This is a genomic window from Methyloversatilis universalis FAM5 (genome assembly GCF_000214035.2).
GTDB classification, from domain to species: domain Bacteria; phylum Pseudomonadota; class Gammaproteobacteria; order Burkholderiales; family Rhodocyclaceae; genus Methyloversatilis; species Methyloversatilis universalis.
On sequence record NZ_AFHG01000032.1, the window covers coordinates 16,469 to 37,237 of the forward strand.

20 protein-coding genes, 2 tRNA genes and 1 pseudogene are annotated in these 20,769 nt (G+C 66.2%); 15 read left to right on the top strand and 8 right to left on the bottom strand.

Translation table 11 applies throughout. From position 1 onward, the window contains the following. Nucleotides 1–42 precede the first annotated feature (42 nt). On the top strand, nucleotides 43–2,061 hold the full coding sequence (locus tag METUNV1_RS04970; RefSeq protein ID WP_232416258.1) for a sigma-54-dependent Fis family transcriptional regulator: 2,019 nt from the start codon (nucleotides 43–45) through the stop codon (nucleotides 2,059–2,061). Nucleotides 2,062–2,156: 95 nt separating this feature from the next. Here METUNV1_RS04970 and METUNV1_RS04975 read toward each other — a convergent pair whose 3' ends face one another. Then, on the bottom strand, nucleotides 2,157–2,546 hold the full coding sequence (locus METUNV1_RS04975) for a DUF779 domain-containing protein (protein ID WP_008059488.1): 390 nt from the start codon (nucleotides 2,544–2,546) through the stop codon (nucleotides 2,157–2,159). A gap of 184 nt (nucleotides 2,547–2,730) precedes the next feature. Beyond that, nucleotides 2,731–4,245 carry an aldehyde dehydrogenase gene (gene adh, locus METUNV1_RS04980; RefSeq protein WP_008059489.1) on the bottom strand — a complete coding sequence of 505 codons (1,515 nt, stop codon included), beginning with the start codon at nucleotides 4,243–4,245 and terminating at the stop codon, nucleotides 2,731–2,733. A gap of 128 nt (nucleotides 4,246–4,373) precedes the next feature. Between adh and METUNV1_RS04985 the strand changes: the two genes are divergently transcribed. After that, nucleotides 4,374–5,561, top strand: coding sequence for a GAF domain-containing protein (locus METUNV1_RS04985; protein ID WP_008059490.1), 1,188 nt, complete (start codon nucleotides 4,374–4,376; stop codon nucleotides 5,559–5,561). Nucleotides 5,562–5,723: 162 nt separating this feature from the next. On the opposite strand, the gene METUNV1_RS04990 is transcribed toward METUNV1_RS04985, so the two are convergent. Further along, nucleotides 5,724–6,440, bottom strand: a complete 717-nt coding sequence (locus METUNV1_RS04990; RefSeq protein WP_008059494.1) for an anti-sigma factor — start codon at nucleotides 6,438–6,440, stop codon at nucleotides 5,724–5,726. Next, complete coding sequence (locus METUNV1_RS04995) at nucleotides 6,437–6,988, bottom strand: sigma-70 family RNA polymerase sigma factor (protein ID WP_008059495.1); 552 nt, start codon at nucleotides 6,986–6,988, stop codon at nucleotides 6,437–6,439. The genes METUNV1_RS04990 and METUNV1_RS04995 overlap by 4 nt, the downstream gene beginning before the upstream one ends. Before the next feature lie 408 nt (nucleotides 6,989–7,396). Here METUNV1_RS04995 and METUNV1_RS05000 point away from each other — a divergent pair, with 408 nt between their 5' ends. Beyond that, nucleotides 7,397–8,710 (top strand): DEAD/DEAH box helicase, encoded by a 1,314-nt coding sequence (locus METUNV1_RS05000; RefSeq protein WP_008059497.1) that lies wholly within the window; start codon nucleotides 7,397–7,399, stop codon nucleotides 8,708–8,710. 86 nt (nucleotides 8,711–8,796) lie between these two features. On the opposite strand, the gene METUNV1_RS05005 is transcribed toward METUNV1_RS05000, so the two are convergent. The 3 genes from METUNV1_RS05005 to METUNV1_RS05015 are packed head-to-tail and all read right to left on the bottom strand — an operon-like array spanning nucleotide 8,797 to nucleotide 10,105. Beyond that, the gene (locus METUNV1_RS05005; protein ID WP_008059498.1) at nucleotides 8,797–9,024 is read right to left on the bottom strand and encodes a DUF2798 domain-containing protein; all 228 of its coding nucleotides are present in this window, start codon (nucleotides 9,022–9,024) and stop codon (nucleotides 8,797–8,799) included. Beyond that, nucleotides 9,021–9,623: a flavodoxin family protein gene (locus METUNV1_RS05010; RefSeq protein ID WP_008059501.1), complete on the bottom strand. Its 603-nt coding sequence runs from the start codon at nucleotides 9,621–9,623 to the stop codon at nucleotides 9,021–9,023. Before METUNV1_RS05010 ends, METUNV1_RS05005 begins: the two co-directional genes overlap by 4 nt. Continuing rightward, nucleotides 9,620–10,105, bottom strand: coding sequence for a DUF2938 domain-containing protein (locus METUNV1_RS05015; protein WP_008059502.1), 486 nt, complete (start codon nucleotides 10,103–10,105; stop codon nucleotides 9,620–9,622). The genes METUNV1_RS05010 and METUNV1_RS05015 overlap by 4 nt, the downstream gene beginning before the upstream one ends. Before the next feature lie 80 nt (nucleotides 10,106–10,185). Between METUNV1_RS05015 and METUNV1_RS05020 the strand changes: the two genes are divergently transcribed. From METUNV1_RS05020 to METUNV1_RS05035, 4 genes are all read left to right on the top strand, one after another. Further along, nucleotides 10,186–10,659, top strand: a complete 474-nt coding sequence (locus tag METUNV1_RS05020) for a helix-turn-helix domain-containing protein (protein WP_008059503.1) — start codon at nucleotides 10,186–10,188, stop codon at nucleotides 10,657–10,659. Between the two features lie 211 nt (nucleotides 10,660–10,870). Continuing rightward, nucleotides 10,871–11,377 carry a 5-(carboxyamino)imidazole ribonucleotide mutase gene (gene purE, locus METUNV1_RS05025; RefSeq protein ID WP_008059504.1) on the top strand — a complete coding sequence of 169 codons (507 nt, stop codon included), beginning with the start codon at nucleotides 10,871–10,873 and terminating at the stop codon, nucleotides 11,375–11,377. 122 nt (nucleotides 11,378–11,499) lie between these two features. Then, nucleotides 11,500–12,648 (top strand): 5-(carboxyamino)imidazole ribonucleotide synthase, encoded by a 1,149-nt coding sequence (locus tag METUNV1_RS05030; RefSeq protein ID WP_043359114.1) that lies wholly within the window; start codon nucleotides 11,500–11,502, stop codon nucleotides 12,646–12,648. Nucleotides 12,649–12,674: 26 nt separating this feature from the next. Further along, complete coding sequence (locus METUNV1_RS05035) at nucleotides 12,675–13,658, top strand: L-threonylcarbamoyladenylate synthase (RefSeq protein WP_232416257.1); 984 nt, start codon at nucleotides 12,675–12,677, stop codon at nucleotides 13,656–13,658. Between the two features lie 27 nt (nucleotides 13,659–13,685). On the opposite strand, the gene METUNV1_RS05040 is transcribed toward METUNV1_RS05035, so the two are convergent. Next, complete coding sequence (locus tag METUNV1_RS05040; RefSeq protein WP_232416256.1) at nucleotides 13,686–14,441, bottom strand: DUF3108 domain-containing protein; 756 nt, start codon at nucleotides 14,439–14,441, stop codon at nucleotides 13,686–13,688. A gap of 179 nt (nucleotides 14,442–14,620) precedes the next feature. Here METUNV1_RS05040 and METUNV1_RS05045 point away from each other — a divergent pair. The 8 genes and pseudogenes from METUNV1_RS05045 to METUNV1_RS05080 form a co-directional block, all read left to right on the top strand. Beyond that, nucleotides 14,621–14,696: transfer RNA gene (locus METUNV1_RS05045), tRNA-Ala, on the top strand. Between the two features lie 182 nt (nucleotides 14,697–14,878). Beyond that, nucleotides 14,879–15,475 (top strand): response regulator transcription factor, encoded by a 597-nt coding sequence (locus METUNV1_RS05050; RefSeq protein ID WP_008059509.1) that lies wholly within the window; start codon nucleotides 14,879–14,881, stop codon nucleotides 15,473–15,475. 108 nt (nucleotides 15,476–15,583) lie between these two features. Beyond that, nucleotides 15,584–16,009, top strand: a complete 426-nt coding sequence (locus tag METUNV1_RS05055; RefSeq protein ID WP_232416255.1) for a phasin family protein — start codon at nucleotides 15,584–15,586, stop codon at nucleotides 16,007–16,009. A gap of 188 nt (nucleotides 16,010–16,197) precedes the next feature. Then, a complete protein-coding gene (gene cysD / locus METUNV1_RS05060; RefSeq protein WP_043359116.1) occupies nucleotides 16,198–17,100 on the top strand; it encodes a sulfate adenylyltransferase subunit CysD in 903 nt (300 codons plus the stop codon). Next, a complete protein-coding gene (cysN, locus tag METUNV1_RS05065) occupies nucleotides 17,100–18,824 on the top strand; it encodes a sulfate adenylyltransferase subunit CysN (protein WP_008059523.1) in 1,725 nt (574 codons plus the stop codon). Before cysD ends, cysN begins: the two co-directional genes overlap by 1 nt. Nucleotides 18,825–18,903: 79 nt before the next feature. Continuing rightward, nucleotides 18,904–19,971, top strand: a complete 1,068-nt coding sequence (selD, locus tag METUNV1_RS05070; RefSeq protein WP_008059526.1) for a selenide, water dikinase SelD — start codon at nucleotides 18,904–18,906, stop codon at nucleotides 19,969–19,971. A gap of 95 nt (nucleotides 19,972–20,066) precedes the next feature. Further along, a tRNA-Leu gene (locus METUNV1_RS05075) sits at nucleotides 20,067–20,151 on the top strand. 360 nt (nucleotides 20,152–20,511) lie between these two features. Continuing rightward, nucleotides 20,512–20,769: pseudogene (locus METUNV1_RS05080) on the top strand (IS110 family RNA-guided transposase); the annotation flags it as partial.

Sequence of the window (20,769 nt, forward strand, 5' to 3'; positions counted from 1 at the left end):
CAGGAGGTAGCCATGGAGTTGAGGGACGACGATCAGAGCCAGATGTTTTCACGTCCGGAACGCGACCGCGACGTGATGACCCACTGGGAACGCCTGCTGAGTGGCGAAGAGTGCAGCTCGGACGCGCTGCGCAGGCTGATCGACGATTCCTGGCGCCGCTGCCTGAATGCCCACGTCGATCCCGGCAAGTTCCAGGCGCCACCGCCGCTGAGCGAGAACTCGCTGTATTCGCTGCAGCAGAAGCACGGTGACCTGCTCACCGCCAGTACGCCGGTGATGGCGATGGCACGCGATTTCCTGGCTGAAACCGGAACCATCATGGTGCTGACCGACCACAGCGGCACCATCCTGAGCCTGGAAGGCGATCCGGGCACCCGCGATGAAGCGGGCGTCATGAACATGATGCCGGGCGCCAGCTGGAGTGAAACTGCCTGCGGCACCAACGCCATCGGCACCGCGATCGCGGTGCGCCACCCGGTACAGATCCATTCCGCCGAACACTACTGCGCCGGCATCAAGCGCTGGACCTGTTCATCCACCGTCATCCTCGACCCCTACGACAACAGCGTGCTCGGCGCGATCGACGTGTCCGGGCTGCAGCAGACCTACAACAAGCACAGCCTGGCGCTGGTGGTGGCGACCGCGAGCAAGATCGAGGGCCGGCTGGCCAAGCACGAGATGGGCATCCGCTTCCGGCTGCTCGAACGCTGCATGCACCGGCTGACCCACTCGACTTCGGACGGCGTCATCGTGTTCGACCGGCGCGGCAATCCGGTCAAGGCCAACGAACGCGCCGAACAGGCGCTGAACCAGCTGGCTGAGGGGCGCATCGGATCGCGCCGGCTGGATCTGGCCTCGCTCACGCTGGGCCACGCCACCGACGATGGCCTGCCGGCCGGACTGCAGGGCTGGATCGCGCCCGAGTGGCTGGAGCCGGTGATCGAGAATGGCCAGCGCATCGGCACGCTGCTCACCATCCCCATCTTCAAGCCGCGCGCGCCGCATGGCGTGGCTGCGCCGGCGGCCGAAGCGAGCAGCGCGCCGCACGAACCGAGCAAGCTGGACTGCGTGGTGGGCAAGGACACCGCGCTGATGGAGGCGGTCGAGCGGGCGCGCCACCTGTCCCGCTCGAATGTGCCGGTACTGCTGCTGGGCGAGACCGGTGTCGGCAAGGAAGTGTTCGCGCGCGGCATCCATGACTGCGGCAGCGCCAAGTCCGCGCCCTTCGTCGCGGTGAACTGCGGCGGTCTGTCGCGTGAGCTGCTGGCGACCGAACTGTTCGGCTATGCCGAAGGCTCCTTCACCGGAGCCCGCCGTGGCGGCATGATGGGCAAGATCGAGGCCGCCAACGGCGGCACGCTGTTCCTGGACGAACTGGGCGAAATGCCGCTCGACATGCAGCCTCACCTGCTGCGCGTGCTGGAAGAGGGCGAAATCTACCGCCTCGGCGAGAACGCGCCGCGCAAGGTGAAATTCCGCCTGATCTGCGCCACCAACCGCGATCTGCGCAAGGAAGTGACCGACGGCCGCTTCCGTATGGATCTGTATTACCGGGTCGCCGTGACCAGCGTGCGCATTCCGCCGCTGCGCGAGCGCCTGGGCGATATTCCTGCACTGTCGCGCGCGCTGATGGAGAAGCTCGCCGCCCAGCATGGCGTGCCGGTACCGGTGCTGACCGGCGTCGAACTGAACGAACTGTCCAGCTATTCCTGGCCGGGCAACGTGCGTGAACTGCGCAATGTGCTCGAATCCATGCTGCTTACCGGCGAGCGCCCGCGCGCGCTGATGGCGCCGGAGGCAGTGCGCGGCATACGCCCGTTCGAGTCGGTTGGCGGGATGGAACAGATCATCTCTTCCGCGGTGGAGCACCGCGAAAGCCGGCGGCTGGAAGAGGCGGAGCGCGACGCCATCCTGAACGCGATCGACGACAGCCACGGCAATATGGCGCTGGCCGCGCGTTCGCTGGGCATCGCGAAGAGCACGCTCTACCTCAAACTGAAGAAGTTCGGGCTCGACGCCCTGGTCGAGCGCGCACGCGAGGTGCACGCCAAAGGGCACTGAGCGTCACGGCCTGAGCCGGCGCAGCCCGGCTTCCCGCCGCTCAGGTGGTCCGGCGCCCGGTGCAGCCGTCGCAGGTCGCCCGGGCGTGCCTCAGGTCAATCCAGCGTATCGCCGCGCGGCGGCAGACCGAGCTTTTCCAGCTCTGCTTCCTCGTCCGGCTCGTACAGCCGCGAGCGGGTCAGGAAGCGGACGCCTTCCGGCGATTCGATCGAAAAGCCGGATCCGCGACCCGGCACGACGTCGATGATGAGGTGGGTGTGCTGCCAGTACTCGAACTGAGCGACGCTCATGCAGAAGGGCATGCCGCCGATCTCGCCGAGTATGTAGTCGGAGCTGCCGAGCTTGAATTCATTGCGCGGGTAGCACATCGGAGCGCTGCCATCGCAGCAGCCACCGGATTGATGGAACAGCAGCGGGCCGTGCTTCCGGGCGAGCCGGGCGATCCATTCAAGTGCTTCGGGGGTGGCGGTGACGCGGGTGACCATGGTTCTCCTCCTGCCTGTGTCCGGGTGATCTCTGCCGAGTGACCGCGCAGGGTGGCCGACGTTCGGCCGGTCCGTGCGGTTTCGTGCTTATTCTGCTGGTATGAATTGCCGTGCGGCGCTCAGACCGCGTGCAGCATCCAAACAAAAAAGGGGCGCCGGAGCGCCCCTTTCTCTTACCACTGCATCAGAAGAAGCCCAGCGCCTTCGGCGAGTAGCTCACCAGCATGTTCTTGGTCTGCTGATAGTGGTCCAGCATCATCTTGTGGGTTTCACGACCGATGCCCGACTGCTTGTAGCCACCGAACGCGGCGTGGGCCGGGTACAGGTGGTAGCAGTTGGTCCACACGCGGCCGGCCTGGATGTTGCGGCCGAAGCGGTAGGTGCGATGCACCGAACGCGACCACACGCCGGCGCCGAGGCCGAACATGGTGTCGTTGGCGATCGCCAGGGCGTCGGCTTCGTCCTTGAAGGTGGTCAGTGCGAGCACGGGGCCGAAGATCTCTTCCTGGAAGATGCGCATCTTGTTGTGGCCCTTCAGCACGGTCGGCTGAATGTAGTAGCCGCTGGCTTCCGATTCGGCACGCTTGGCGCCGCCGATCAGCACCTCGGCGCCTTCCTTGCGGCCGATGTCGATGTAGGACAGGATCTTCTCGGCCTGATCCGAACTGGCCTGGGCGCCGATCATGGTGTCGGTGTCCAGCGGGTGGCCGCCGCGCACCTTGGCGACGCGGGCGATGGCGCGCTCGATGAACTTGTCGGCGATCGATTCCTGCACCAGCGCACGGCTCGGGCAGGTGCAGACTTCACCCTGGTTCAGCGAGAACATCGCGAAGCCTTCGAGCGTCTTGTCGAAGAAGTCGTCGTCCTGGTCCATGATGTCGTCGAAGAAGATGTTCGGCGACTTGCCGCCCAGCTCCACGGTCGACGGGATTATGTTCTGGGAAGCATATTGCAGGATGAGGCGGCCGGTCGTAGTTTCACCGGTGAAGGCGATCTTGGCGATGCGCGGGCTGGTGGCCAGCGGCTTGCCGGCTTCAATGCCGAAACCGTTGACGATGTTCAGCACGCCCGGGGGCAGCAGGTCGGCGATCAGTTCGGCCACGACCATGATGGACACCGGGGTCTGCTCGGCGGGCTTCAGCACGATGCAGTTGCCTGCGGCGAGTGCCGGTGCCAGCTTCCATGCGGCCATCAGGATCGGGAAGTTCCACGGGATGATCTGGCCGACAACGCCCAGCGGCTCGTGGAAGTGGTAGGCGACGGTGTCGTCGTCGATTTCGGACAGCGAACCTTCCTGGGCGCGGATGCAGCCGGCGTAGTAGCGGAAGTGGTCGATGGCGAGCGGGATGTCGGCGGCCAGCGTTTCACGGATGGGCTTGCCGTTGTCCCAGGTTTCGGCGACAGCCAGCATTTCGAGGTTGGCTTCGAGGCGGTCGGCGATCTTCAGCAGGACGGCTGCGCGGGCGGCCGGCGAGGTACGGCCCCAGGCGTCGCGGGCCTTGTGGGCGGCGTCGAGAGCGAGATCGATATCGGCGGCCTGCGAGCGGGCTGCCTGGCAGAAGACTTTGCCGGTGACCGGGGAGATGTTGTCGAAGTATTGTCCTTCGACAGGCGCCACCCACTTGCCACCGATGAAGTTGTCGTAACGGGGCTTGAAGGTGATTTTCGAGCCGGGTTGACCGGGATCGGCGTAACGCATGTATTTCCTCCTCGAGTTGTCGATTGCCCCTGCGGTCGGCAACAATGCACGACAGAACAACACAGGGTCACCGCGCACGCTACTGCGTCGCAGGTAGGTATCCGGTAGGTAGTGGTGGAGCGAGACGAATGACGGGTTCTGTGGCACATCTTGCGGCACGCCGCCGCCGTATCGAGTCGATACGGCGGGGTGAGCGCACGCCGGGCGAACACATCGTCGTGGTGGGTATGGACATCGCCGGCTCATGGCAGCGATCGCGCGAGGCGGTGTCTGAAACATGTTCTGCCGCGCCTATAGAGGACACGGTATCGGACTGGACCCAGACGCCGTACGGACAGGCGGTCACCTCCTGCGTCGATGAACTGGAAACCGTGGCGCGCGAGAGCGGCATGGTGGCGGCGGTCAGCGATGCCGAAGGCTGTCTGCTGTGGACCGGCTGCAGCCGCAGCATGCGCAACCGGGCCGAGCGGGTGCACTTCGTGCCCGGCGGCCGCTGGGACGAGCGTTCGGTCGGTACCAATGCACTGGCGCTGGCGCTGCGCTACCGGCGGCCGGCCAGCGTGTTCTCGGCCGAACATTTCATTCCGGCGGTACAGGACTGGGTGTGCTACGCCGCGCCGGTGCGCGACGCGACCAGCGGAGAGGTGATGGGCGTGGTCGACCTGTCGACCACCTGGAACAAGCATTCCCCGCTGGCGCTGCATGCGGTGGAGCGTTTCGCGCAGCGGGTGTCGCAGGCACTGCAGTCGCTGAGCCACATGCCGGTGCTGCGCCTGCGCACGCTGGGCACCCCGCAGGCGGTGCTGCAGGGCAGGGTGGTGCCGCTGTCGCCCCGGCAGCTCGAAATCCTCTGTCTGCTGGCACTGCACCCGGAAGGTCTGGATCTGGAGCGCATGCACGCCGCGCTGTACGGCGATCGGCCGGTCGGTGTCGCCACGCTGAAGACCGAGGTGTCACAGCTGCGCGAGCGGCTGGGCGGCGCAATCGGCTCGCGGCCTTACCGGCTGCTGGTGAACTGGCAGGCCGATTTCCGCGATCTGGAACAGGCACTGGACGCGGGCCGCATCGAGAACGCGCTCGGCATCTACCGGGGCGCTTTCCTGCCCCGCACCGAAAGCCCGCTGCTGCGCGCATGGCGGGACTGCCTCGAATCCCGTCTGTCCGAAGCCATTTTCCGGGTGGACAATCCGGACGTGCTGCTCAACCACCTCGGCCAGGCACCGGAGGCGGTCGATGCCTTGCAGCGCCTGAGCGAACTGCTGCCGTCCGATCATCCGGGCCGGACCCTGCTGGCGCGTACTTTCGGAGAGGTCTGATCGCGGTTTCCTCTGGCACGTGGCAGGGCCTGCGGGCGGTCAGGATGTCAGGGGCGGGCGCAGGGGCAGGGCGCAGGGCGCAGCGGTAGGGAAAGACCTGCAAGCCGGTCCGATGCGTCCGCGTCCGGCCCGACGCCCCGAATGCCGCAGGCAGTAGCCGCCTTACATCACCTTCACCGCACGCCCGATGTACAGGATGGGGCCGGTCGGCTTGCCGATGGGCGAGCCGTATTCCGGTTCCAGCGTGATTTCGAACAGCTGGTTGTGTTCCAGCGGCGGCAGTTCCTTGAGCTGAACGTCGAGCGGTCGTCCCGGCTGCACCAGCCCCAGAGACACTGGCCCCTTCCAGTCTTTGCCCTTGGTCCAGAACTGCAGCGCCTTGGCCTGCGGGATTTCTGTCACGCCCAGAGGTATGAGCTTGAGCGACTGGGTCGTGCTGGCCTGCACCACCCAGCCCGGCGCCTTGTCTTCCGGCGCCACCAGCACCACCATGAATTTCGGTTCGGCCGCTTTCTGGGCGCCCGGCAGGCCGACTACGGCCAGCAGCATGGCGGCGGCGAATCCGGTGGCGGCCAGGGTGCGCCAGAAGGCGAGGCTGTCCCACAGACGGCCTGCCAGTGAAACGTCGCTGACGCCTGCACCGGCGGTACGGGCAGCCGGCCACAGCGAGCGTTCGATCCGCGCCCACAGCGCGGGGGGCAGCGGTTCCGGCTCCACCATCTTGGTCAGCGGCAGCAGCCGCTCCTCCCAGTAGGCGACGCGGGCGCGCAGGCCGGCGTCGTGTTCGAGATTCCGTTCCACCGCAGCGCGCTGCGGGGCGTCGAGCAGGCCGAGCACATAGAGGCCGGCGACATCGTCTTTGGGCTGCAGATCGCTCACGCCATGCACTCCTTCAGCGATTGCAGGCCGCGGCGTATCCACGCCTTCACGGTGCCCAGCGGCGTGGCCAGACGTTCGGCGATTTCACTGTGCGTGCAGCCTTCCAGATAGGCGAGCAGGATGCTGGAGCGCTTCGGACCGTCCAGGCGGCCGAGGCAGTCGTAAAGCAGGCCGGATTCGGACGCCAGCAGCACCTGCTCGTAGGGGTCGGGTACCGATGCGGCGCCGTCCTGCCCGGCCTGGTCGATCAGCGACTCGTCGGCCGGGGTTTCGCGCGCGTGGTCCCGGATGTGATTCAGCGCGCCGTGGCGCACGATGCTGTAGATCCATCCCCGCCCGCTGCCGCGCGTGGCGTCGAAGCTGGCCGCCTTCTCCCAGACGCGCACGAAGGCGTCGTGCACCACGTCCTCGGCGATGTCGCGGCGGCGCACGATGCGCAGCGCGACCGCGAGCAGACGGGCGCCTTCCAGCTGATAGATGCGGTGCAGCGCAGCGCGCTCTCCGGCCGCGCAGGCGCTGAGCGCGGCTTCGTAGTCGAATTCGTCCATGCTGCGTGTCATCGTGATGCCTTGAGCGGGTTTGGGGCAGAGCTGATCCGAGCTTCTCACGCCTCTACCCGCGGAACAGCGGTGTGGATGCAGTCTCCACACAAATTTTCAGAGCGGTCCATGGCCGGTCGTGTTGCGCTGCGAAAAAGACTTGCAAACATACACGCGTGTCTGTAAAGTTCGCCGCTTCGTGCTTTCCGCGTTGGCTCCCGCCGATGCATTCCCGGTTAGGTCCGGCGCTGGCACGATAAAGTTATCGTCCCTGGCCTGTCTTTTTCTCCCGCCTGTTTGGTCAAGCGTGGTTGATCGGTTAGTGCCGATAGAACGTCGGGATTTCGCCCGACCAACCCGCTCCTTCCGTACTGCTTGTCGCAGCGCGGCGGGTAGCCATTGTGTGGAAAAAAATACATGGAATTCTCAGAACTCGGTCTTAACGAATCCCTTCTTGGCGCGATCGTCGAGGCCGGTTACCCCAATCCGACCGCCGTGCAGGAAAAGGCTGTGCCGGCTGCGCTGGCTGGTCGTGACCTGATGGTGTCGTCGCAGACCGGCTCGGGCAAGACCGCCGCCTTCATGTGGCCGGCGCTGAACCGTCTGACGCAGGACTCGGCCGTCAAGGCCCGCGGCCCGCGCATTCTGGTGCTGACGCCGACCCGCGAACTGGCCATCCAGGTCACCGACGCCTGCCGCAAGTACGGCCGTGGCCTGCGCTACGCCAAGGCGGTCAGCGTGGTCGGCGGTACCTCCTACGTGATGCAGAACAAGCTGCTGGCCCAGCCCTATGAAGTGCTGGTTGCCACGCCGGGTCGCCTGATCGACCAGATGGACAGCGGCCGCATCGATTTCGGCCGTCTCGAAATGCTGGTGCTGGACGAAGCCGACCGCATGCTGGACATGGGCTTCATCGAAGACATCGAAGCCATCGTCGATCGTCTGCCGGAAAAGCGCCAGACCCTGCTGTTCTCGGCCACCTTCGAGCCGCGCGTCATGCGTCTGGCCGAGCGCCTGACCAAGGACGCACAGCGCATCGAAATCCAGGCGACGGCCGCCCAGCACGAGAACATCGAACAGCGTCTGCTGTTCGCGGACGGCATGGGCCACAAGCAGCGTCTGCTCGACCACCTGCTGCGTGACGAGGGCGTCGAACAGGCCATCGTATTCACCGCCACCAAGCGCGACGCTGACCAGATTGCGGAACAGCTCGGCGAAAACGGCTTCCTGGCTGCCGCGCTGCATGGCGACATGCACCAGGGCGAACGCAACCGTACGCTGGGCCATCTGCGCCGCGGCGCGCTGCGCGTGCTGGTCGCCACCGACGTGGCTGCCCGTGGCATTGACGTGGCCGGCATCAGCCACGTGATCAACTTCGATCTGCCGAAGTCGGCCGAAGACTATGTGCACCGCATCGGCCGCACCGGTCGTGCCGGCCGCAGCGGCATCGCGGTCAGTCTGGCCTCCGGCGACGACGTGCGCCGTGTCAAGACGATCGAGCGCTTCATCCGTCACACCATCCCGGTGCACACCATTCCGGGTCTGGAGCCGCGCGTGCAGCCGCGTACGTCCGCACCGCGCGGTCCGCGCACCGGCACCGGCCGTCCGGGCAGCTGGGGCAACAAGCCGGGCAACGGCCCGCGTCGTCCGGGCGGCGGTGCGCCGCGCAGCGAAGGCGGCTGGCGTGGCAACAGCAACGGTCGCAGCGACCGCAGCCGTCGCGCTGACTGATCCACCCCGCTGAGCAGCACAACGAAAAAGGCGCCGGTTACCCGGCGCCTTTTTTCATTTCATCGGGCATCGCGCATGGCGGACGGTCAGGGGGCCGTGACGCTCGCCACCAGCCGGCGCGTCAGCGGCGCCACGATCAGCACCACCGGAAAGGCCACCGGCCACGATGACAGCCAGGCGCCGGCCCACGCGCCGGGCAAGGCCGGCACAAAGCCGACCGCGCGTACGGTGGCGATGCCCGAAACCAGCAGCGACATCAGTCCGGAGAGGATGAAGCCGAAAAGAGGTGGGGCCCATTGCCGTGGCAGTTTCATGGCGCCACCTCCGCGACGGCCGGATAAGCCTCTTCCTCCGCCGACAGCCGCAGCAGGGTGTGCGCAAAATTGCTGCCGAACAGTCGCGCGGTTTTCACGTCGCCCGGCACAAAGGCGTCCGGAGGCGAAGCGTGACCCGCCTGTGCCATCAGACCTGACCAGGAGCCGAGGCGATTGGCCGCCTCGTCGTAGGGCACGCCGACATGCTGCTCCGGCAGTATCGGGTTGCCCATCCACAGCATGCCGTGCTGCATCGAAAAGATGAACAGTGACAGCAGCGTGGACTGCTTGTCGCCGGCGTGCAGCGAGGACACGGTAAAGGCCGCAGCCAGCTTTCCCTTGAGCGACTGCCTGGGCCACATGCCGCCGGTTGAGTCCATGAAACTCTTGAACGGCCCGGATACGCCGCCGAGGTAGGTCGGCGATCCGAGCACGATGCCTTCGTAGTCGCCCAGCTGCTCCGGGACGGCGACAAGTTCTTCCGCCCGGAGAAGATCCGCGACCACGCCACTTACGCCGTTGCAGCCGGTGCGGATATGGCGGGCGATGTGTTCGGTGTGACCGTGGGCACTGTGATGGACGATGGCGATTCTTTTCATGATGTGATTCCTCTGACTATGAGCGCACTGATGTGAAGGCCGACGCCGAATGCGGCGTGATTGCTCAGGCTGCGCAGGCGGTTGAGCTTCGGTGCCGAGGTTTTCGATGCGGCGAATCCCGCCCCCATCGCAGGTTGCATCAGACAGAACGGTGCGGTGACCGTGAGCAGGCCGAACATCAGCGCCGGCAGCAGCGTCGGCTGATGCAGCCAGTGCGGGCCGAGGAGCAGCACCAGAAGTGCCGCGTAGCCCACGCCGACCGCGTAGTGGGTAAGCCAGCCCAGCGCGGATTCGCCGCGTACCGGTTCAGCCTGCGCGATGGATGCATGCACGAAGCGGCCGCGCCTCATGTGACCCACCCAGCGGCCGATCAGGCCGAATCCGGCAAAGGGCTGACCTGGCCGGATCAGCCAGATGTCCATGACGGCGGTGGCACCGAGGCCGATGGCCACGACCCGCCCAAGGTCTTCGGGATTGAACATTTCTAACCCTCCAGGATTGACGGCGAAAGAGCCTGGATGGCACGATAAAAGTTGAAGTCAACTTCAAGTCAAGCCCGGCCATGGATATTTCCGAAGTCGTGAAACGTTCCGGCGTATCGGCTTCGGCGCTGCGCTACTACGAGCGTCGCGGACTGATCCGCTCTCTGACGGACACCGGCACCCGCAGGCGTTTCGCGCCGACGGTGCTGGATCATCTGGCCTTGATCGCGCTGGGGCAGGCGGCCGGCTTTTCGCTGGACGAGATCCGCCTCATGTTCACGCCGGACGGCAGCGTCGCTCTTGACCGGAACATGATCGCGGCCAAGGCTGACGAACTTGAACGGCTGGTGAAACGGCTGGAATCGATGATCGAAGGGCTGCGCCACGCGGCCGTCTGTCCTGCGCCGCGGCACAGTGAGTGTCCTTCGTTCCAGAAACTGCTCCGCGCTGCCACATCGGGCGCCTTGGAAAGACGCGAACGGTCTGGAAAAGATGAAGCGCAGGTGTCGCGCCCGTCCGGAGTGGCGACCATCGGACGCCGAAAGGCGCGTTAAGGCATCGCGCGGGCTGTCTGGATATGGACCCTGCGCCCGGTCGCCCGGGCGCAGGGGGGTGCCGCTCGGGGCGGCCGCCTCGCTGTTGCAGGAAAAGCGGATGCGCCGGCCTTTTACGCGCCATTTTTCCCATATCGATCAAATCACTTGCGCAGCGGTGTAGAATCCGCGCCTTTTTCCGGGCCGTAACGGCTGGCGAAGGAAACCTGCAATGAGCGCTCAAGACACTGCACGTGCACCGCTGGTCGGCGTCGTGATGGGATCGAATTCCGACTGGGACACCATGCGCGGCGCCTGCGCCATGCTGGAACAGTTCGGCGTGCCCTTCGAAGCGCGCGTCGTGTCGGCCCATCGCACGCCGGATCTGCTGTTCTCGTACGCGGAAAATGCGCGTGGCCGCGGTCTCAAGGCCATCATCGCCGGTGCCGGCGGTGCGGCCCACCTGCCGGGCATGCTGGCAGCCAAGACCACGGTACCGGTGCTGGGCGTGCCGGTGCAGTCGCGTGCGCTCAACGGCATGGATTCGCTGCTGTCCATCGTGCAGATGCCCAAGGGCATTCCGGTCGCCACCTTTGCCATCGGCGAGGCCGGCGCGGCCAATGCCGGCCTGTTTGCAGTCGCGCTGCTGGCAGGTGAAGATGCAGCGCTGGCAGAGGCGCTCGAAGCTTTCCGCTGCAGGCAGACCCAGACCGTCTTGGACATGAAGCTCGAGGGGTGAACGCTGTCCGGCGTCCCCGGGCCTACGGTCCGCTTTTCAGGTTTTGATCCGCGTTCATCCGCCCCATCCGCGTTCATCCGCGGCCACAATGAGATGAGCCGGCGTTCTCGGAGCCATCGCAGATGATTCTTCCTCCCGCAACCCTGGGCATGCTCGGCGGCGGTCAGCTCGGCCGCTTCTTCGTGCTCGCTGCCCATGAAATGGGCTACAAGGTGGTCGTGCTCGACCCGGACCGCAACAGCCCGGCCGGCAAGGCCGCTGACGAGCACCTGTGTGCGGCCTACGACGACATGCAGGCGCTGGAGCGCCTGGCGCAGACCTGTGCCGCGGTGACCACCGAATTCGAGAACGTGCCGGCGGACACGCTGGATCATCTGTCCAAGTTCATCCCGACCCGGCCCAATGCGGCCTGCGTGTCGATCGCCCAGAACCGCATCGCGGAAAAGACCTTCCTGTCCGACCGCGGTTTTTCGGTCGGGCCGTTCGCCGCCATCCGCAGCGCGGCCGATATCGAAGCGGCCGATCCGTCGCTGTTCCCGGCGGTACTCAAGGTGGCGCGCTTCGGTTACGACGGCAAAGGCCAGGCGCGCGTGGCCAACGTGGCCGAGGCGAAAGCGGCGTTCGAGAGCTTCAAGCGCGAAGCCTGCGTGCTGGAAAAGATGCTCACGCTGGACATCGAGGTGTCGGTGGTGCTGGCGCGTGACGCGGCCGGCCGCATCGCGCCTTTCCCGGTGGCCGAGAACAGCCACCGCAACGGCATTCTGGACGTGACCATCGCGCCGGCCCGCATCAGTGGTGCACTGGCCGCCGAGGCGACCGAAATGGCGTCCGGCATCGCGGCCGAACTGGGCTATGTCGGCGTGCTTGGCGTCGAGTTCTTCATTTCCGGCGGCCGTCTGATGGTGAATGAAATGGCGCCGCGGCCGCACAACAGCGGCCACTACACCATCGATGCCTGTGTCACCGATCAGTTCGAGCAGCAGGTGCGCATCCTGTGCGGCCTGCCGCTGGGGGATGCGCGGCAGCATTCGCGCGCGGTGATGGTGAATCTGCTGGGCGACCTGTGGTATTCGCAGGACGCGCATCACGCACACGAACCCGACTGGTCAAGGCTGTTCCGTCATCCGGGGCTGAAGCTGCACCTGTACCAGAAGCACCATGCGCGGCCAGGCCGCAAGATGGGCCACTTCACGGTACTGGGCGAAAGCGGCGATCCGGTGATCGATACCGCGATGGACGCCCGTCTGGCCATCGGCATCCGCGACGACTGAAGCGCATGGATGCACCGGCGCCTTCCGTGACCGACGCCGACATCGCCGCTGCCGCAGCCCGTCTGCGGGCCGGCGAGCTGGTCGCGCTGCCGACCGAAACCGTGTACGGGCTGGGCGCGGACGCGATGAATCCGGCGGCGGTGCGCCGCATCTTCGAAGCCAAGGGCCGTCCGGCGGACCATCCGCTCATCGTGCATCTGCCGGATGCCGAGCAGATGACGCAGTGGGCGCGCGACATTCCGCGCGAGGCGATCGCTCTGGCGAAGACCTTCTGGCCCGGGCCGCTCACCCTCATCCTGAAGCGCGAGGACGACGTGCCGCTGGAGGTGACCGGCGGTCAGGACACCGTGGGACTGCGGGTGCCCGGACATCCGCTTGCGCTCAAACTGCTGCGCGCCTTCGGCGGCGGTGTGGCCGCGCCGTCGGCCAACCGCTTCGGCCGCATCAGCCCCACCACCGCACAGCACGTGCGCGACGAGTTCCGAGACACGCTGGGCGACGCGCTGACCGTGCTCGATGGAGGGCCGTGCGAAGTGGGGATCGAATCCACCATTCTCGACCTGTCCGGCGAGCAGCCGCGCATCCTGCGTCCGGGCGCGATCTCCGCCGAGCAGATCGCCGCGGTGATCGGCCGCATGCCGGTTGCGAAGGGTGATGCCAGCTCTCCGCGCGTATCCGGAGCGCTGGCGGCCCACTACGCGCCGCGGACCGCGATGCGCCGCATCGTTCCGGCCCGGCTGCGCGACTTCCTGAATGCTTTCCGCCACAGCGGGCGCTTCTGCGCGGTGATCGCGCACAGCCAGCCGCCGCTGTCCGACTGCCCGCACCGTTGGGTCATGCTGCCGGCCGATCCGGCTGGCTACGCGCGCGGGCTGTATGCGGCGATGCGCGAGGCCGATGCCGCCGGTGGCGCCATGATCGTGATCGAGGCGGTGCCGGAATCAGCGGAGTGGGGCGCCGTAAACGACAGGCTGGGGCGAGCTCTTGCCGGAGCCGGCATCACGCCCTGAGCGAAGCAGGGCGCCCCGGCGCTGGCTTCAGGCGACGTTGAAGCGGGTGAGCTCCCACACGATCCAGTCTTCCCGGAATTCGGGCTGGCGGGTGCGCAGCGTCTGCCGGTAGGTGCCACGCCATTCTCGCTTCACCCAGTGCTTCACCTCGGGCACGAACCACAGGTGTTCGGTGCGCACCGAATCGGTCCGGAAAAAGCTCGGGTGTTCGAAACGCACGATGCGGCGCACATGGATGGCATCGAATTCGCCCGCCGGTACCGCGATGCGCTCTTCGCCCAGCACGTCGAGTTGCACATGCCAGCGGCGCGCGCGCTCCTTCGGGTCGGAGGTCACCATGGACTGCCAGAATTCGCGCGTACCCGGCGTCAGGTCGGACGGCAGCACCGGCAGCGGCGGGTTATAGGTGTTCTGTCGGTCATAGACCGTGTCGCGCATGACGGCCCACGGTGCCGCATAGAGTTCCTTCTGGCCGCCGCGCAGCGCGCTGGCCGAGGTGCCTTCCAGTTCCACCGACAGCCACAGCGCGTCGGCCTGTTCAACCGTGTAGCGCAGTTCGCCTTCGATGTTGCGGTTGTAGCCGTTCAGTTCGCGGTAGGACCAGCTGTCCCCGACCTGCGGCCTGGCGACCGCATCCGATGCAACGCTTTCCGCGCGCTCGAACTGGCGCGTATTGACGCAGCCGGCCAGCCAGGCCGGCGCCAGCGCCACCAGGCCGGCCTGCATGAAACGACGGCGTCCGTTCGCTGCTGTGTAATCGGGGGTGGGTTCGGAGCTGTTCACGTTCTCTGTCCTGTTGCCTGTGTTGTCCGGGGCGCAGCATGATTTTGCTGCCTGATCAATCTCCGGATTCTGCACTGCGACCGCATATCGGTGGGCGATGTTCCGGCCGGGATGCAACGGAATTCCTTTCCCGTCATCCTTCACAACTCAGGTCTGACCCACTATAATCCGCAGCCGTTGGGGGGGTAGCTCAGCTGGGAGAGCGTCGCGTTCGCAATGCGAAGGTCGGGAGTTCGATCCTCCTCCTCTCCACCAACTCATTCCAAGCCCCTGTCGTCCCGGTCAAGCCGGGGCGGCAGGGGCTTCCGCTTTTGTGCCGCCCGGATTCTTGACCTGGGCAGACGGCGCTCTCAGACTGCGGGTCCGGTCGCCACTCCGCTCGTCCTGTCTGCCGTGCATCCCGCTCCCATGTCCTTTCCATCCGGAAGCCCTCGCTGATGGCGACCGTGCTCGTCGTGGACGACCACGAAATGACCCGTCTCGGCCTGCGCGCGTGCGCGCAGGCAATGGGGCTGGCCAGCGTCGAATGGCTGGAGGCCGGCACGCTGGCCGGCGCCATGGCGCTGTACGAATCACGCCGGCCGGATCTGGTGCTGCTTGACCTGAAGCTGCCTGACAGCCTGGGGCTGCAGGGCCTGCGTCGCTTTCTGGCCCATTTCCCGGACGCACGCGTGGCGGTCTTTTCCGCCGCCGAGGGCGCACTGGTGGTGGAACAGGCGACGGCGCTCGGCGCGCTGGGTTTCGTGCCGAAAAGTGCCTCCTCCGCCTGCATCCTCGACATGGTGCGCGGCTGGCTGCAGCAGGCGTCGCCCGTGGCCGGACCTTCTCCCGCCATGGCGGCCTGCCGGCCAGGCACCGAACTGCTCAGTCCCACGCAGATCCGCGTGCTCGAACGGGTACTGGCCGGCATGAGCAACCAGCAGATCGCCGATGAGCTCGGTCTGGCGCTGGGTACGGTCAAGAATGCGGTGTCCTCCATCATGCTCAAGCTGGATGCGCGGTCGCGCCTGCATCTGATCAGCCTGTTCCGGTAATGACGTCATGCGGCGCCGGCGGGCTCGCGCTATCTGTCCTTCGGCCCTATGATGGACGCCATACGGTCGTGCCCGACGGTACGGCCTTCCACGGACAGGGGAATTGCGGTGAGTACTGACGACGTAGCAGACACGCGGGACTTGCCGGCGCGCATGATGGACATCCTGATCGACGGCAGCGAGCGCCTGCTCAAGCTGCAGGCGGAAACCGTGTCATCGGCGCTGTCAGGCTCGTTCGGCAGGGTGGATGCGCCCACCAGCGCAGGCGCCGCACTGAGTACGCTGTGGCAGCTGCCGGCGCTGTACGGTGCGCTGTTCGAGGAAATGGCGGACAACGCCCGCCGCTCCTTCCACATCGTCTCCGACATGCAGAACGAGCTGGTGGATCTGGCTTGCGCGTCGCTGGCGCACAGCGCGCCGGCGGTTGCCGAGGCGATGTCCACCGGCAACGCGCTGTTCGCCGATCGTCGCCATCGCTCGGTGGTGATCAACTTTCCGGAACGCCGTCATCTGCGGGCCTGGCGGGTGTCCTGAGGCTCCGCCGCGTACTTGCTGTGCTGATATGCACAGCAAGGGCCTTCAAACTGTGTGATTGCACACAGTTTGAGCCCGCCTCAGCATACGCGCGTTAAAATCTCGTCCCTTTCGCGCAGGGCGACGTGCCGTCGACCTGACGCACGGTTTCATTCGCCATCCGCTTTTTCCGCTTTCCCGAAAAACTCATGAGTACATTGACGCACCTGCAACGGCTGGAAGCCGAGAGCATCCACATCATGCGCGAGGTGGTGGCCGAGGCCGAAAATCCGGTCATGCTGTATTCGGTCGGCAAGGACAGCGCGGTCATGCTGCACCTCGCCGCCAAGGCTTTCTATCCGTCGGTCCCGCCTTTCCCGCTGCTGCATGTCGACACCACCTGGAAGTTCAAGGCGATGTACGAGTTCCGCGACGCGATGGCGCGCAAGCTCGGCATGGACCTGCTGGTGCACATCAATCCGGACGCCAAGGCGCGCAACATCAATCCGTTCGACCACGGTTCGGCGCTGCACACCGATATGTGGAAGACCGAAGGGCTGAAGCAGGCGCTGGACAAGTACAAGTTTGATGCCGCCTTCGGCGGTGCCCGTCGCGACGAGGAAAAGTCGCGCGCCAAGGAGCGCATCTTTTCCTTCCGCACCGCGCAGCACCGCTGGGACCCGAAGAGCCAGCGTCCGGAACTGTGGAAGCTGTACAACGCGCGCAAGCACCCGGGCGAATCGATCCGCGTGTTCCCGATCTCGAACTGGACCGAACTGGACATCTGGCAGTACATCCATCTCGAGAACATCCCTATCGTGCCGCTGTACTTCGCGGCCGAGCGGCCGGTGGTCAGGCGCGACGGCACCCTCATCATGGTGGACGACGAGCGCATGCCGCTGCGTCCGGGTGAAACGCCTGAAATGAAGAGCGTGCGCTTCCGTACGCTCGGCTGCTACCCGCTGACCGGCGCGGTCGAGTCGACCGCCGCCACGCTGACCGACATCATCCAGGAAATGCTGCTGACCACGACGTCGGAGCGTCAGGGCCGCGTGATCGACCACGATTCCGCCGGCTCGATGGAAAAGAAGAAGCAGGAAGGGTATTTCTGATGGCACACATTTCGGACCTCATCGCGCAGGACATCGAGGCCTATCTGAAGCAGCACGAGCACAAGAGCCTGCTGCGCTTCATCACCTGTGGCAGCGTCGACGACGGCAAGAGCACGCTGATCGGCCGCCTGCTGTACGAATCGAAAATGCTGTTCGAGGACCAGCTGGCCGCGCTCGAAGCCGATTCGAAGAAGGTGGGCACCCAGGGCGGTGACCTCGACTTCGCGCTGCTGGTCGATGGCCTGGCCGCCGAGCGCGAACAGGGCATCACCATTGACGTCGCCTACCGCTTCTTCTCGACTGACCGGCGCAAGTTCATCGTCGCCGACACGCCGGGTCACGAGCAGTACACTCGTAACATGGTCACCGGCGCCTCGACCGCCGATCTGGCCATCATCCTGGTCGATGCGCGTCACGGCGTGCAGACCCAGACCCGTCGCCACAGCTATCTGGTGTCGCTGATCGGCATCAAGCGCGTCGTGGTCGCCATCAACAAGATGGATCTGGTCGGTTTCTCGAAGGACGTGTACGACCGCATCGAGAAGGAATACCGCGCGTTTGCGGCCCAGATCGGTCTGACCGACATCCTGTGCATCCCGATGTCGGCACTGCGTGGCGACAACATCACCGACAAGAGCGACAACACCGCGTGGTATGCCGGTCCGACGCTGATGGAGCACCTGGAAACGGTGCAGATCGAGGACGACCTGCAGGCGCGTCCTTTCCGTCTGCCGGTGCAGTGGGTGAATCGCCCCAATCTTGATTTCCGCGGCTTCTCCGGCCAGATCGCCTCCGGCACCGTGCGTCCGGGCGACCGCGTGCGGGTACAGCCGTCCGGCCGTGACACCACGGTCGAGCGCATCGTGCTGTCGACGCAGGACATGCAGGAAGCGGTGGCCGGTCAGTCGGTCACCGTCACCTTCGCCGACGAGATCGACTGTTCGCGCGGCGACGTGATCGTGGCCGCCGACGCACCCGCGCTGACCGGCGACAGCTTCGACGCCACGCTGGTGTGGATGAGCGACGAGGCGATGGCCACCGGCCGCAGTTATCTGATGAAGTGCGGCACCCGCACCGTCGGCACCACGGTGAACGCGATCGAGTACCGGGTGAACGTGAATACGCTGGAGCGCACCGCCGCGCAGGCGCTGGCGCTGAACGAGATCGGCCGCGTGTCGCTGCTGACTGATCGCCTGATCGCCTTCGATCCGTATGAGTCGGTGCGCGATACCGGCAGCTTCATCCTGATCGACCGGCTGACCAACAACACGGTCGGCGCCGGCCTGCTGCACGCCGCGCGCAGCCGTCCGCGCGACCTGAGCTGGACCCGCACCGACACCAGCCGCGCAGCCCGCGCCGCGCTGAAGCAGCAGTCGCCGCTGCTGCTGTGGGCCGGTGCCGGCATCGATGCGAACAAGCTGGAACAGAAGCTCATGTCGATCGGCCGCCACACGATCACGCTGCCCGCGGCCACCGCGGATCTGCCGCGCGTCGCCGGTCTGCTGCTCGATGCCGGCCTCATCGTCGTGATCGACGCCGAGTCCGCCCAGCCTGCTGCACTGGCGTCCGCGCTGCCGGCGGCCGAGCGCATCGAACTGGCGGTGGATGCCGCCGCCCCCCAGGCCTCGCTGACCGGCGAACGGCTGTCGCTGCCGTCCGCAGCGGCCGATGAAACCGTGGAGCAGGTGGTCGAAGTCCTGCGCCGCGCAGGCCGCGTAGGCTGATCTCACGCGACGCCTGCAGCTGTCGCACCCTCAAGCGGCGCCTGCGGGCGCCGCACCACTTTTCACGCCCGCTCTGAAGATGACCGATTCAGCCGCACCCAAGCAGGAACCCCGGCTTACCTCGCTGTCGCACGGCGGTGGCTGTGGCTGCAAGATCGCGCCCGGTGTGCTGTCCGACATCCTGAAGCACACGGCGGCCATGCCGATGCCGCCGGAACTGATGGTCGGCATCGAAACCTCGGATGACGCCGCGGTCTATCGTCTGAACGACGAACAGGCGCTGATCGCCACCACCGATTTCTTCATGCCCATCGTCGATGACGCCTTCGATTTCGGGCGCATCGCGGCCACCAATGCGATCAGCGACGTCTACGCGATGGGTGGCAGACCCATCCTCGCGCTGGCCCTGGTGGGCATGCCGATCAACGTGCTGTCGACCGCCACCATAGGCCGCATCCTCGAAGGCGGGGCCGCGGTGTGCCGCGATGCCGGCATCGTTGTGGCAGGCGGCCACACCATCGACTCGGTCGAAGCCATCTACGGTCTGGTGGCGCTCGGTATCGCCCATCCGGATCGCATCCGCCGCAATGCCGACGCTCAGCCGGGTGATGTGCTGGTGCTGGGCAAGCCGCTCGGCGTAGGCGTCATGTCCGCCGCGCTGAAGAAAGGCGCGCTGGACGACGCAGGCTATGCGCGGATGATTGCCAGCACCACGAAGCTCAACGTCGCCGGTCCCGATCTCGCCGCCCTCGACGGCGTACATGCGATGACTGACGTGACCGGCTTCGGCCTGGCCGGGCACGGTCTGGAGATTGCCCGCGGTTCCGGCTGCGACGTGCTGATCGACTGGGCGTCGGTGCCGCTGCACGCGGGCGTGCGGGCGCTGGCCACGCAGAGTTTCGTGACCGGCGCGTCCGGCCGAAACTGGGCCGGCTACGGCGAGCGCGTGCTGCTGCCGCAGGACTTCGCAGCGGAAGATCGTGCATTGCTGACCGACCCGCAGACCAGCGGCGGCCTGCTGGTGTCGTGCGCGCCGTCGTCGCTCGACGCGGTGCTCGCCGCATTCAGGCGCCACGGTTTCGATGCGGCGGCCGTGGTCGGCCGCGTCGGCGATCGCAGCGAGCGGCCGGTGCTGCGGGTAAGCTGATTCCGGATGCATCGCCGTCGGCGTCGCTACGGCCCGACGGTGCGCTCGCATCGCTTGCCGGCATTGGTGGCATACTCGCCGCCGTTCCTGCCTCCGCCCGGATGGTGAAACTGGTAGACACAAGGGACTTAAAATCCCTCGACGCAAGTCGTGCGGGTTCGATCCCCGCTCCGGGCACCACCTACACATTCTGCTCATCCGGGCTGACGACATGCCGGCGGCCTGATCCTGCCTCTGTGGGCGCGGCGTCTCGCCGCGATGAGACCTTGAATACGGAGCCGACCCCTGAAGCGTCCGCCAGATCGCGGCGAGACGCCGCTTGTATGTTCACCTTCGGCAAGCGTAGTAGTGGACGCTTGTCGGGCGGAGGGACGAGCGCCGCATCTGACGGCAAGCACGTACAGACAGTGGGAGAGATGTCCCGCCTTCACCCCAAGCACCGATGAGGAATCCTTCGGACCGCGTCCGTCACGGTACCGACCATATCCTGCAAGCCTGTGCCCCGGTGATCCCGACAAGCCCTTCAACCTTAGTCCGGAGGTGCTCATCGTGACAAGTCAGACCGAATCCACTTGCTTTGGCATCGACGTCTCCAAGCGCTGGCTGGACATCGCCGAGCACGGCCGCTCGCCGGTACTGCGCATTGACAACACCGCCGCGGCCATCCGCGGCTGGCTGCGCACCTTGCCCCCGGGCGCTGTGCGCTTCGCCTGCGAGTCGACTGGCACCTACCACCGTCTGCTCGTCCGGTTGCTCATCGGCGCCGGCCATCAGGTGTATCTGATCGACGGCTACTCG